This window comes from Pseudomonas sp. WS 5146 (assembly GCF_012985495.1).
In the GTDB taxonomy this organism is placed as follows: domain Bacteria; phylum Pseudomonadota; class Gammaproteobacteria; order Pseudomonadales; family Pseudomonadaceae; genus Aquipseudomonas; species Aquipseudomonas edaphica.
The window spans coordinates 125,767-137,551 of sequence record NZ_JAAQWL010000013.1 but is presented as its reverse complement, the minus strand read 5'-3'; the positions used below and the strand labels follow the sequence as shown (position 1 = coordinate 137,551).

Genomic DNA, 11,785 nt, shown 5'->3' with positions numbered 1-11,785 from the left:
GCGTCGTGTTTTGTATCAGAGAGTATCTGCCCTTGAAATCTGCCCCGCCTTGCTCCGAGAGCCCCAGCGCCTGCGTCAACGGTGCCGTGCGCCGCACCTCGCGCCGCCTGGGCCAGATCTATGACGAAGCGTTCGCGCCCTGCGGGCTCAAAGCCACGCAATACGCGCTGCTCAACCGCATCGCCAAGGCCGGCACGCCGAAAATGGGCGAGCTGGCACAAACCCTGGTGATGGATTTGTCCGCGCTCGGCCACACGCTCAAACCGCTGGTACGTGACGGCCTGGTGGAGCTGCGCGTGGACGAACTCGACCGGCGTACCCGGCGCGTGCTGCTGACCGAACAAGGCAAGCGCACCCACCTGGCGGCCAAGCGTATTTCCACGCAAATGGCCGAACGCTTCGATCAGGCATTCGGCCGTGAAGCGGCGGCGCAACTGCGCCAGACCCTGGACTTTATCGCCTCCGACGAATTTGCCCGCACCCTGCTGGCCAAGGACGATTAAGCCATCGGCTGGTGGTTAGTGACGCAGTGAATGCCACCGCCGCCCGCGGCAATCGCATCGATATTGAGTTGCAGCACTTTGCGGCTCGGGTAGAGCCGTGACAGCAGGTCCAATGCCTTGCGGTCCGCCTCCGGGTCGCCGAATTCAGGCGCAATTACCGCGCCGTTGATCACAAAATAATTGATATAGCCGGCGGCGAAGTCCTCGTTACCCTTGCTGAACTTGTTTTTGCGCGGGTTCAGCGGCGGCGATACGGTGTGCACCTGCAACGGGCGGCCGTCGGCGTCAGTGGCGTTCTTGAGGATTTCCAGGTGCGCAAGGGTGACTTTGTGGTCGTAGGACTCGGGGTCGGTATCGAGGTTGGCCAGCACCACGCCGGGCGACACAAACCGGGCGTAGAAGTCGACGTGGGCGTCGGTGATGTCCTTGCCCTTGATGCCCGGCAGCCAGATGATCTTGCGCAGCCCCAGGCGTTCCTTAAGTTCGGCCTCCACGTCGGCCTTGCTCCAGTCGGGGTTGCGGTTGCGGTTGATCCAACTGCTTTCGGTCATGATGCCGGTGCCCAGGCCATCCACTTCGATTGCCCCACCCTCGCCCACCAGCTCACTGCGAATGTGGCGCGCGCCGGTTTCTTCGGCCACCAGCGCCGCCAACTGCGCGTCATCGGCATGTTGTTGTTTGTTGCCCCAGCCATTGAAGTTGAAATCCACTGCGCCTTCGCCACCGGTGCCATCGATGACGAAATTGGCGCCGGTGTCGCGCATCCAGATATCGTCCAACTCGGTTTCGACAAAGGTGATATTGCGCGTGCCGCAGTGTTTTTCCGCCAATGCGCGCTCGTCTTCGCGACAGAACACAGTGACCGGCTCATAGTTGGCAATCGCCCTGGCGATACGGCCCAGGGCCGCTTGCACATCAGCGGTAAAGTCTTCCCAGATAGCGTCCTGGGCGCCAAAGGCGATAAAGGCTTGGCGGTGTTTTTCGCCTTCGTCGGGCATGTAGAAACGGCCTTTGACAGCGGCACGTACATGGGTGGTGAATAAGGTCATGGCACAGACCACGCTGGCTTGTTTGATGAAGGTTCGACGGGTTGGCATGGGGGTCTCTACTTGGTGGTCGCTGTCTTGAATTTAGTCCACATGCGCATGCGCGCACGCATATCCGCCTGGGGGATGTCTTTGCCGGCAATCAACCGCTCGAAGGTGGCTGCATCCGGGTAAATTTGCGGGTTATCACGCATGGCTGCCTCCACCGCCGGGCGGGCCTTGGCGTTGGCCGTAGGGTAGCCGGTGAAGTTGGTGATGGCGGCCATGTTCTGCGGGCGCATCACGAAGTTGATAAAAGCATAGGCGTATTCCGGGTGCTGGGCGTCGACGGGAATGGCCATGGTATCCATCCATACCGTGGTGCCCTCGCGAGGGATGTGATAACCAAAGGTCACCGATTTGCCGGCCGCATCGGCGGCGCGCTGGGCTTGGGTCATGTCACCGCTGTAGCCGAGAGACAGGCACAAATCACCGTTGACCAAGTCGGTCACCGGTTGCGACTGGAACTTGCGGATATACGGGCGCAGCTTGAGCAGCAAGTCACTGGCAGCGGCCAGGTCTTCACGTTTGGCGCTGCGCGGGTCGCGCCCCAGGTAGTTGAGCACCACGGCCAGCACTTCATCCGGTGAATCGATCAGCGAAATGCCACAGTCGGCGAACTTGGCGGCAAATTCGGGCTTGAACAGCAGGTCGAGACTGTTGACCGGCGCGTTCGGCAAGCGCTGCTTAATCTGTGCGGTGTTGTAGGTCAGGCCGATAGTCCCCCAGGTGTAGGGCACCGTGGCTTTGTTCGAGTTGACGTAGTGGCTGCGCAACTTCTGCAAACCCGGCTCGATATCATCCAGCGCAGTGAGCTTGGCAGGGTCCAGCGGTTGCAGGCTGCCGGCGCGCATCAGGCGCTCGGCCACGGTGTCGCCGGGGAAGATCAGGTCGTAGCCGCTGCCGCCGGCCATCAACTTGGCTTCCAGGGTTTCGCTGCCGTCCATCACGTCGTAGATCACCTTGATGCCGGTCTCGGCGGTGAAAGCCGACAAGGTGTCCGGCGCAAAATAGTCCGCCCAATTGTAGAGTTTCAGCGTCTTGTCATCGGCCGTGGCGCAGGCGCTGGTGAGGATCAGGGCACAGCTCAAAAGCAGTCTCATGATGGGCGTCCGTCCAGGGTCAGCAGTGCGTCATACATGTGCGGGCGGCGGTCGCGGAAGATGCCCCAGGTCCGGCGTTCTTCGCGCATCGCAGACAGGTCCAGGGAGTGCACGAGTACGCCAGTGGATTCGCGATCAGCTTCGACCAGCAGCTTGCCTTTGTGGTCGCAGATAAACGACGAGCCATAGAAATCCATTTGCAGGCTCGCATCCGTTGTCGCCACTTCACGGCCTACGCGGTTGGCCGCCACTACCGGCACCAGGTTGGCGGCGGCGTGACCGCGCATGGTCATTTGCCAGTGGTCACGGGAGTCGAGCGCCGCGCAGCCGGGTTCCGAGCCGATGGCCGTGGGGAACAACAACACTTCAGCACCCTGCAACGCCAGGCAGCGGGCGGTTTCGGGGAACCACTGGTCCCAGCAGATACCGACACCCAGGCGCCCGAACGCCGTGTCCCAGACGCGAAAACCGGTGTCGCCGGGGCTGAAATATTCCTTCTCCTGGTAGCCGATGGCGTTGGGAATATGAGTCTTGCGGTACACGCCCATCAACTGCCCATCGGCATTGGCCACACTCAGGGAATTGAAGTAGGCATTACCGGCCTTTTCGAACCAGCTCAGCGGCAGCACCACGCCCAGTTCCTTCGCCAATGCGGCGAAACGCTTGAGCACGCGGCTGTGCTGATACTCCTCGGCCAGTGCCAAATGTTTGTGATGCTGCTCGATACAGAAATACGGCGTGGCGAACAGCTCCTGCAGCAGGATGACCTGGGCGCCCTGTGCGGCGGCATCGCGCACCAACCGCTCGGCGCGGTCGAGGTTACCCGGCAAGTCCCAGGTACACGGCATCTGGGTAGTAGCAATCGTCAATACAGTCATGGCATTACCCCTTTAACGGCCAGGCCGGTTGCTGTTGCGTGATGCAATGCACCCCGCCGCCGCCGTGGGCCAAGTGGTTGATCTGCACCGGCACGATTTCACGGCCCGGGAACGCCTGGGCCAGCACCTCGGCCGCTACCTGATCAGCCTCAATGCCGTAGGCCGGCATGATGATTGCGCCGTTGGCAATGTAGAAGTTGGTGTAGGAGGCGCAAAACACTTCTGCATCGGTGTCCACTGCGTCGGTGGCCTCATACAGTTCGATCAGTTCGAAACGGCGGCCATGGGCGTCGGTGGCCAGTTCCAGGGCGCGACGGTTTTCGCGTACCACTTGGGCGTAGGTCGAGTGGTGATCGTGGGTGGCATCCACCAGCAGCAGGCCAGGGCGGGCGAAGGCACACACGCCGTCGACGTGGCCGTCGGTCATATCGCCAGTGACGTAATCCGGGTCGCCGGGCAGCCAGATAGTCTTTTTGATCCCCAGCAGGCGCGCGAAGACCTCTTCCATCTCGGCCTTGGTCATACCGGGATTGCGGTTGGGGTTGAGCAGCACCGATTCGGTGGTGATCAAGGTGCCCTCGCCGTCCACATGGATCGCGCCGCCTTCATTGCTCAGCGGCGTGCCGAAGCATTCCAGCCCCAGGTGATTAAGCACCCGGCGCGCCAGGCTTTCGTCCAAGTCATGGGCCGACTTGCCGCCCCAGGCGTTGAAGCGCCAGCTCACACCTGCCGCACCCTGTTGCGGGTGACAAATGAAGGTGGGGCCGGAGTCGCGGCACCAGCTGTCATTGACGGCCTCAGCGATCAACTCGATGCCAGGGCCACACAGGGCTTTGGCACTGGCGATTGCCGAAGGGTCGACAATCATTTTTACTGGCTCAAAACGTGCGATGGCATTGGCGACCCGCGCAAAATCCTGCTGCACCAATGCCAAAGTCACACCCCAGGTGCTTTCCCACAGCGCCTGGTTATGTGGCCAGACCATCCAGGTCGCCACATGATGGGACCACTCCGCGGGCATACACCAACCACTGCTTAAAATTTCACTACGCTGCATGACAAGCACCTTTGAGTTAAGTCATTGTGTTCAGTGAAAACTGCCCACGGAGTCTTGGCGCACATGCTACGTAGGCTGAAAAGGCCAAACAAACGATGGATTTTGTAGAAAACTGATTAGCGGAGCTTATCGATATGCTCAACCACTGGCCGCCCCTCGGCACCCTGCGCGGCTTTGAAGCCGCCGCCCGGCTAGGCAGTTTCCACAAGGCTGCCGAAGAACTGCACCTGACCCAATCGGCGATCAGCCAGCAGATCCGCAGCCTGGAGGCTTACCTGGAGCAGCCGCTGTTTTTACGCAGCGGGCGCAGCGTGAGCCTCACCGACGCAGGTTATGACTTCCTCAGCACCACCCAGGCGCTGCTGCAACAACTGGCGGTGGGCGTGCGACGCCTGGGGCAGTACCGCAAACCCAATCAACTGGTGCTCAACACCACGCCGACCTTTGCTCGTCACTGGCTGCTGCCACGCCTGGCGGACTTTCGTCAGCGGCACCCGGAGGTAGACCTGTGGATCTTCAGCACCGATGAAGTGCCTGACATGGCCAGCCAGACCATCGACCTGGCCGTGCGTGACGACATCAGCTCCCAGGCCGAATGCAGCTTCAAGGTGCTGCATGCCGACCGCCTGTTTCCGGCTTGCCATCCCAAGCTGCTGTCTGTGCCTGCGGCGCAGCGCACCACGTTGCACGGCGAGCGAGAGATGGACTGGAGCCATTGGGCCGTGGAGGCCGGTATTGATGTGGGCCAACAGGACCACGGGCTGAATTTTTCCGATCCAGGTTTACTGCTGGATGCCGTGTGCAGCGGGCTGGGCATCGGCCTGGTCAGCCAACTGCTGAGCCGCCAGGCCCAGGCCGATGGTTTGCTCACGCCGCTGGTCGAAGCCACCATTCGCGGTCCCAGTTGGGCGCTGTTGACCCACCGTGACAGTGAAAACGACCCACTGGCCCGCAGCTTTACCGAATGGCTGCTGATGCGTTTGCAGATAGACCCGACATGAGCGACAGACTTGAAGACATCCTCACCGAGCACTTGAACGTGGTGTTCTGCGGCATCAACCCCGGCAAAGGCTCCGCCGCCTTGGGCCTGCACTTCGCCAACCGCAGCAACCGCTTTTGGCGCACGTTGCACCTGGCCGGTTTCACGCCTCATGAGATCCGCCCGCAGGAGGGGCGCACCATGCTCGACTATCACTGCGGGCTGACCACGCTGGTGGAGCGTCCGACGGCGAGTGCGGGGGAATTGGCGCGGCATGAATTCAACGACGCCGCGGTTGCGTTTGAGCAAAAAATCCGCCGCTGGCAGCCACGCTTCGTGGCCTTTCTGGGCAAGGTCGGTTATAGCGCCGTGTCCGGCCAACGCGAGGTTGCCTGGGGGTTGCAGCCGCTGTTGTTGGGCGGCGCAGCGGTATGGGTGTTGCCCAACCCCAGCGGGCGCAATTTGGCGTTCAACCTGGAGCAGTTAGTGGATGCCTATCAGCAACTGCGCAAGGCCATTGCGCAGGACAATCATGTGCCCTTAATCTCCTGATCCCATCACCTGAAAGCAACGGAGGCTTCATGAAACTGATAGGCATGCTTGACTCGCCTTACGTACGCCGCGTGGCAATTTCCCTGGACCTGTACGGCGTGGCGTTTGAACATCAGTCGGTGTCGGTGTTCAGCACCTTCGAGCAGTTCCACGCGATCAACCCGGTGGTCAAGGCGCCGACCCTGGTGCTGGACGACGGCACCTTGCTGATGGACTCCAGCCTGATCCTGGATTATTTCGAAGCCCAGGCCCCCACCGACAAGAAGCTGCTGGCACAAGCGCCGGGCGCCCGCGCCCACGAACTGCACCTGCTCGGGCTGGCCCTGGCGGCCTGCGAGAAAACCGTGCAGATCGTCTATGAGGACAATCTGCGCCCGGCAGAAAAACGCCATGAACCGTGGATAGACCGCGTGACCGGTCAACTGTTGGCCGCCTATTCGCTGCTGGAAAAGCACCTTGCCCAAACCACCGACGCGCCACTGACCCAGGCGGCGCTGACCGCGGCAGTCGCGTGGTCGTTCACCCAACTCAAACTGCCGTCGGTGCTCGACCCCAAGGCATTCCCTAACCTGCAACGTCACGCCGACCAACTGGAACAGCACCCGGCGTTCAAGCGCTACCCCATCGAGTAGCAGGCCTAGACCCAGCCGCCATCCACAATAAAGTTCTGCGCCGAACACATCGCCGAGGCATCGGAGGCGAGAAACAACGCCATATTGGCGATGTGTTCCGGCAGTACGCTGCCGGGCAGGCACTGGCTGCGGCTGATCAGCTCCTTGGCCGCATCATCGACCCACATTGCCAATTGTTTTTCGGTCATGACCCAACCGGGCACCAGGGTATTCACGCGAATATGGTTCGGCCCCAGCTCACGTGCCAGGGCGCGGGTCATGCCATGGGCCGCCGCCTTGCTGGCGGCGTACACCGGGTAGCCAGCAGACGCCATCATCCACCCCACCGAGCCCAGGTTGATGATCGCCCCGCCACCAGCGCGTTTCATCATCGGCACCACGGCCTTGGCAGCAAAGAACGCGTGCTTGAGGTTGACCGCGATCAGCCTGTCGAACATCGCCGAATCGACTTCTTCCAGGGTGTGACGCACATCGTTGGCCGCGTTATTGACCAGTACGGTGATCGGCCCCAACGAGTGCTCAAAGCGTTCGATCGCCGCTTTATAGGCGATTTCATCGGTGATGTCGCAACACACGAACTCAACCTTGTAGCCCTGGGAATGCAGCAGCGCGGCCAGCCGCTCACCCTGGCTTTGCGCCCGGTCCACAAAACCCACCTTGGCGCCCTGCGCGGCGAACGCGCGCACCAGGAATTCGCCGATGCCTGAGGCACCACCGGAAACCAGAACGGTCTTACCCTCAAGGTCGGGGTAAACAGCCTGCTGAGTGGTCATATAAAGGTTGCCTCACTTAATTAGTCTTATTTTATTTTGCAAACAGGCCGTAAAAGGCTATAAATCTGCTGCTGCAACGACAAAATATCGCACATTAGTAGAACTATTCCACTGAAAACAACAAAAGGAAGTTCGACCATGAAGCACCCTCGTCACCTGCTTTCCGGCCTCGCCTTGTCCCTGCTGATTGCCAGCGGCGGCGCCCAGGCTGCGGGCCTCACCAGCGAACACAAACCCTTCGGTAAAACCAATGACGGCACCGCCGTCGAGCAGTACATCTTGCGCAACAGCCACGGCATGCAAGCCACGGTGATCACCTACGGCGGCGTGTTGCAGTCACTGCACGTGCCGGATAAAAACGGCAAGGTCGATGACGTGGTACTGGGTTTTGATGACGTGCAGGGCTATCAGAGCGGCACGGCCTTTTTTGGCGCGACCATCGGGCGCTTCGGCAACCGCCTGGCGGGCGGTGCGTTTGAGCTTGATGGCAAGCGCTATCAGGTGCCGCTCAACGACGGGCCAAATTCGCTGCACGGCGGCGCCCAGGGGTTTGACAAGCACGTTTGGCAAGCCGAACCCGTCAAGGGCAAGGACTCGGTCGGCGTCAAGCTCAGCTACCTGTCCAAGGACGGTGAAATGGGCTTCCCTGGCAACCTTAAAACCGAGGTCACCTACAGCCTCAACGATAACAACGAACTGCATATCGACTACAAAGCCAGCACCGACAAACCCACCGTGCTCAACCTCACCAACCACAGCTATTTCAACCTGGCGGGCGCGGGCAATGGCGACATTCTCAAGCAGGTCGCGACCTTGCATGCCAGCCATTACACACCGGTGAATGCCACCCTGATTCCGACCGGCGAGCTGGCACCGGTCAAGGGCACGCCGATGGACTTTCTCAAACCCACGCCGATCGGCCAGCACATCAAGGACGAGCATCCGCAGCTCAAATTTGCCGAGCCGAAACAAGGTGGGTTTGACTTCAACTGGGCGCTCGACACCCAGGGCGATATCAAGCAACTCGCCGCCGAAGTACACGACCCTGCGTCTGGCCGGCGTTTGAAGCTCTACACCAGCGAGCCTGGGGTGCAGTTCTACACCAGCAACTTCCTCGATGGCACGGTGAAGGGCAAAGCAGGCAAGACGTATCAGCACTGGAGTGCTTTTACCCTCGAAACCCAGCATTTTCCTGATGCGCCCAACCAGCCCAAGTTTGCTTCGACTCGGTTGAATCCTGGGCAGACTTATAGCCAGAACACTGTGCTCAAGTTTTCTGCCGACTGAGTGTTGGTGCAACCGGGGTGCAGGAGCCGGCCCTCGCGACAGGCACCCCGGTTTTTCCTTGTGACCGGGGAGTGCCGGGGCAGTTTGAAGTCTTGGGCTGGCTCAGGGTTGCTGAGTACATATCCGTTGCTGCGGTAACGGCGGCCTATGGTTCCGCTCTTACAGCGGCTCACTTTTTGAAGGACCAAAAAGTAAGCAAAAAGTCCTCGCCCCAACACTCGGTGCCTCGCTGTGGCTCGGCATGCCCGCAATCCGACACTGATTTGGGGGGCCGCCGCCACGCGCCATCCATGGCGCGGGGCGGCTAAACCGGCATCCCTGCCGGTTTACCCCCCAAATCACTGTCAGATTCCGGCCATCGTGTTTAACGGGGCGATTTCAGATCAAGATCAAAAGCGCAGATCAAAAGACCGCTGACTTCGTCATCGAAAAGGATGTAAGAGCCGGAGCAACAGCAACAGCAACAGCAACAGCAACAGCAACAGCAACAGCAACAGCAACAGCAACAGCAACAGCAACAGCAGAGCCATACTCGGTCAAAGGTGGAAGCTGGCTTGCCTGCGATAGCATCAACTCGGTGTGCCTGATGTACCGAGGTGTCTGCATCGCAGGCAAGCCAGCTCCCACAGAAAAGCAGCTCTTCAGTGTATGCAAATCCGCTTTTCGCTTTTGATCTAACCACTCAGGTCGGCTTTCAGGCCGCCGTGCTGTAGATCTTGATCTTGATCTGAGGCGCCCCGTTAACCACGATGGCCGAACGCAGGCTTGAATCCGTGGGTAACCCGGCAGGACGCCGGGTTAGCCGCGCTGGGCCAAGGATGGCCCATCGCGGCGGCCCACGGATTCAAGCCGGAGTGAGGGCATGCCGAGCCCCAGCGAGGCACCGAGTGGTGGGGCGAAGACCTTTTGGTTACTTTTGGGGCGTTTGCCAAAAGTGACCCGCCGTAAGGGCGGAACCATAGGTAGCCGTTACCGCAGCAACGGATATGTACTCCGTCCGATCCCCCCCGCCAAGCCTACCTCACTGCCACAACCCAATCTTCGTCAGCTCTTGCTTGAAGTTCTCCCGTGTAATCAGCGTCACCTCGTCCATGGCCGTGTACTTGGGCGGCTCCGTCCCCTTGGTGACCCACTCATACATCATCAGCGCCGTGTTGTAGCCCTCGATATGCGGGCTAGGCAGCATCGAACCGAAAAATCCACTGTCAGCCTTTTTCAGTTCGCCAATGGCATCCGTACCATTGATGCCGATACCAATCACATTGGCCGCAGCAAAACCGGCCGTTTCGGTTGCGCGCACGCCACCGAGTACCGTGTTGTCGTTCATACCACCGATAATCAAGTTCTTGGCACCGCTGGGCAGCTTGACCAGCGCCGAGTTGGTGGCGTCCATACTGCCCGGTACATCGAGCGTCTTGGCCGCGGTGAACAGAATGTGGTCTTTAGGAAAACCAGCATCTTCCAGCGATTTAACCGAACCGTCAGTGCGCTTTTTACCCGTGTCGAGTTCGTTAAAGGTATTGATCACCGCATAGGTGTCCTTCCAATCCCAACCGCGTTTTTTCGCCTCCGCCGCCATCGCCGCGCCCTGCTTCTGGCCCACTTCAAACGCGGCCATGCCCAGGTACGGCACGTCCTCCATGAAGTTGCCTTTGGCGTCGACAAAACGGTCATCCACCGCAATCACTTTCAGGCCGTTGGCCTTTGCCTTGGCAACGATGGCCGGGCCCAGCGACACATCCGGCGGGCAGATCACAAAGCCCTTGGCGCCGTTGGCCGCCAGGCTGTCGATGGCCGAGAGGGTTTTCTCGCCATCCGGCACGGCGATCTTGATCACGGTAAAGCCATGCTCCTTGCCGGCTTTTTCGGCAAACGCCCATTCGGTCTGGAACCACGGCTCTTCAGCCTGCTTGACCAAAAAACCAATCTTCACGGCTTCAGCGGCCTGCAACAGACCGCCCAAGCTCAGGGCCGACACCGCCACAGCGGCGCAGCACAGGGAACGCATACCTCGACGACGATTCATACGGGTGACTCCTTGTTATTGTTTTCAGGTCTTGGGTTTATCCGGCAAAGCGGTGACAGGGGGTGCCCGGCACATCGACCTCGATGGCCAGCACTGCGCCATCCAGCGGGTGATCGAGTGGGCTGGCGGCGCTGGTGATGTAGAGGGTGGTGAGGTTGGGGCCACCGAACACGCAACTGGTGGGGCGGCTCACGGGCAACTCGACAATGCGGTCGACCTCGCCGGCAGGCGTCAGGCGCAGCAAGCAACTGCCATCCCAACGGGCATTCCAGATATAGCCATCCGCGTCCATCGCCGAGCCATCCGGGCCACCACGCTCATGCGGGCCGAACCAGACCCGGGCAGGCTCGAGCTGACCCTCTGGCTTGACCGCATGCCGGTACAAAGTGCCGTCCAGGCTGTCGCCAAAATGCACGTGCGCGCCGTCATCGCTCCACACCAAGGTGTTGGGAATGCCCAGCCCTTGCAGCAGCGGCGTGACATGCGCGTTGGCATCGATCCGAAACAGGCCGCCGGAACGCCGCGTAATCGGCAGGTCTTCACCCTGCTCGCCAATGTTGTTCTGCATGGTGCCCAACCACAGGCGGCCCTGGGCATCGCAGCGCGCTTCATTGCCACGGTTACCCGGTTGCGGGTCGGCCACGCACAACAGCGTGAGGGCTTCGGTTTCCAGGTTCAGCCGGTACACGCCGCTGCTCAGCGTCACCAGTGCATCCCCGCTTTCACAGGGGATGAAGGCCGAGACGTGCTCGGGCAACTGCCAGATCTGCAACTGCCCGCCCATCAGGCGCAGCGCCTGCTTGCCGGCGATATTCACCCAATACAGCGCCTGGGTCGGCACGTCCCAGAACGGGCCTTCGCCCAGCTGCGCACGGTGCGCAGTGACTGCGGTACACGACATAAAACCTCC

12 protein-coding genes are annotated in these 11,785 nt (G+C 60.6%); 5 read left to right on the top strand and 7 right to left on the bottom strand.

The features are described 5' to 3' along the window. Positions 1-32: 32 nt before the first annotated feature. The gene (locus tag HBO41_RS26560) at positions 33-503 is read left to right on the top strand and encodes a MarR family winged helix-turn-helix transcriptional regulator (protein WP_178111042.1); all 471 of its coding nucleotides are present in this window, start codon (positions 33-35) and stop codon (positions 501-503) included. On the opposite strand, the gene HBO41_RS26555 is transcribed toward HBO41_RS26560, so the two are convergent. The 4 genes from HBO41_RS26555 to HBO41_RS26540 are packed head-to-tail and all read right to left on the bottom strand — an operon-like array spanning position 500 to position 4,626. Then, entirely contained in the window at positions 500-1,600 is a 1,101-nt protein-coding gene (locus tag HBO41_RS26555) for an agmatine/peptidylarginine deiminase (protein WP_169988338.1), read from the bottom strand. The genes HBO41_RS26560 and HBO41_RS26555 overlap by 4 nt on opposite strands. Before the next feature lie 8 nt (positions 1,601-1,608). Continuing rightward, positions 1,609-2,691 (bottom strand): extracellular solute-binding protein, encoded by a 1,083-nt coding sequence (locus HBO41_RS26550; RefSeq protein WP_026013487.1) that lies wholly within the window; start codon positions 2,689-2,691, stop codon positions 1,609-1,611. After that, positions 2,688-3,569, bottom strand: coding sequence for an N-carbamoylputrescine amidase (gene aguB, locus HBO41_RS26545; protein WP_017134572.1), 882 nt, complete (start codon positions 3,567-3,569; stop codon positions 2,688-2,690). The genes HBO41_RS26550 and aguB overlap by 4 nt, the downstream gene beginning before the upstream one ends. A gap of 4 nt (positions 3,570-3,573) precedes the next feature. Then, positions 3,574-4,626 carry an agmatine/peptidylarginine deiminase gene (locus HBO41_RS26540; protein WP_017134571.1) on the bottom strand — a complete coding sequence of 351 codons (1,053 nt, stop codon included), beginning with the start codon at positions 4,624-4,626 and terminating at the stop codon, positions 3,574-3,576. 134 nt (positions 4,627-4,760) lie between these two features. Between HBO41_RS26540 and HBO41_RS26535 the strand changes: the two genes are divergently transcribed. Genes HBO41_RS26535 through HBO41_RS26525 form a run of 3 tightly spaced genes read left to right on the top strand, consistent with a single transcriptional unit; the run spans position 4,761 to position 6,789 of the window. After that, positions 4,761-5,627, top strand: a complete 867-nt coding sequence (locus HBO41_RS26535; protein ID WP_099549155.1) for a LysR substrate-binding domain-containing protein — start codon at positions 4,761-4,763, stop codon at positions 5,625-5,627. After that, positions 5,624-6,157 carry a G/U mismatch-specific DNA glycosylase gene (mug, locus tag HBO41_RS26530; RefSeq protein ID WP_169988336.1) on the top strand — a complete coding sequence of 178 codons (534 nt, stop codon included), beginning with the start codon at positions 5,624-5,626 and terminating at the stop codon, positions 6,155-6,157. The genes HBO41_RS26535 and mug overlap by 4 nt, the downstream gene beginning before the upstream one ends. Positions 6,158-6,186: 29 nt before the next feature. Next, positions 6,187-6,789, top strand: a complete 603-nt coding sequence (locus HBO41_RS26525) for a glutathione S-transferase family protein (RefSeq protein WP_017134568.1) — start codon at positions 6,187-6,189, stop codon at positions 6,787-6,789. Between the two features lie 5 nt (positions 6,790-6,794). On the opposite strand, the gene HBO41_RS26520 is transcribed toward HBO41_RS26525, so the two are convergent. Further along, a complete protein-coding gene (locus HBO41_RS26520; RefSeq protein WP_017134567.1) occupies positions 6,795-7,562 on the bottom strand; it encodes an SDR family NAD(P)-dependent oxidoreductase in 768 nt (255 codons plus the stop codon). A 138-nt stretch (positions 7,563-7,700) separates the two neighbouring features. Here HBO41_RS26520 and HBO41_RS26515 point away from each other — a divergent pair, with 138 nt between their 5' ends. After that, a complete protein-coding gene (locus tag HBO41_RS26515) occupies positions 7,701-8,849 on the top strand; it encodes an aldose epimerase family protein (protein ID WP_017134566.1) in 1,149 nt (382 codons plus the stop codon). A 1,021-nt stretch (positions 8,850-9,870) separates the two neighbouring features. On the opposite strand, the gene HBO41_RS26510 is transcribed toward HBO41_RS26515, so the two are convergent. Together HBO41_RS26510 and HBO41_RS26505 are read right to left on the bottom strand one after the other, a co-directional pair. Beyond that, the gene (locus tag HBO41_RS26510) at positions 9,871-10,875 is read right to left on the bottom strand and encodes a substrate-binding domain-containing protein (RefSeq protein WP_017136516.1); all 1,005 of its coding nucleotides are present in this window, start codon (positions 10,873-10,875) and stop codon (positions 9,871-9,873) included. 37 nt (positions 10,876-10,912) lie between these two features. Then, on the bottom strand, positions 10,913-11,776 hold the full coding sequence (locus HBO41_RS26505) for an SMP-30/gluconolactonase/LRE family protein (protein WP_099547903.1): 864 nt from the start codon (positions 11,774-11,776) through the stop codon (positions 10,913-10,915). Positions 11,777-11,785: the final 9 nt, after the last annotated feature.

Coding starts and splice junctions, on each gene's coding strand:
- HBO41_RS26555 (WP_169988338.1), bottom strand. CDS start 1,600: ATGCCAACCCGTCGAACCTTCATCAAACAAGCCAGCGTGGTCTGTGCC.
- HBO41_RS26550 (WP_026013487.1), bottom strand. CDS start 2,691: ATGAGACTGCTTTTGAGCTGTGCCCTGATCCTCACCAGCGCCTGCGCC.
- aguB (WP_017134572.1), bottom strand. CDS start 3,569: ATGACTGTATTGACGATTGCTACTACCCAGATGCCGTGTACCTGGGAC.
- HBO41_RS26540 (WP_017134571.1), bottom strand. CDS start 4,626: ATGCAGCGTAGTGAAATTTTAAGCAGTGGTTGGTGTATGCCCGCGGAG.
- HBO41_RS26535 (WP_099549155.1), top strand. CDS start 4,761: ATGCTCAACCACTGGCCGCCCCTCGGCACCCTGCGCGGCTTTGAAGCC.
- mug (WP_169988336.1), top strand. CDS start 5,624: ATGAGCGACAGACTTGAAGACATCCTCACCGAGCACTTGAACGTGGTG.
- HBO41_RS26525 (WP_017134568.1), top strand. CDS start 6,187: ATGAAACTGATAGGCATGCTTGACTCGCCTTACGTACGCCGCGTGGCA.
- HBO41_RS26520 (WP_017134567.1), bottom strand. CDS start 7,562: ATGACCACTCAGCAGGCTGTTTACCCCGACCTTGAGGGTAAGACCGTT.
- HBO41_RS26515 (WP_017134566.1), top strand. CDS start 7,701: ATGAAGCACCCTCGTCACCTGCTTTCCGGCCTCGCCTTGTCCCTGCTG.
- HBO41_RS26510 (WP_017136516.1), bottom strand. CDS start 10,875: ATGAATCGTCGTCGAGGTATGCGTTCCCTGTGCTGCGCCGCTGTGGCG.
- HBO41_RS26505 (WP_099547903.1), bottom strand. CDS start 11,776: ATGTCGTGTACCGCAGTCACTGCGCACCGTGCGCAGCTGGGCGAAGGC.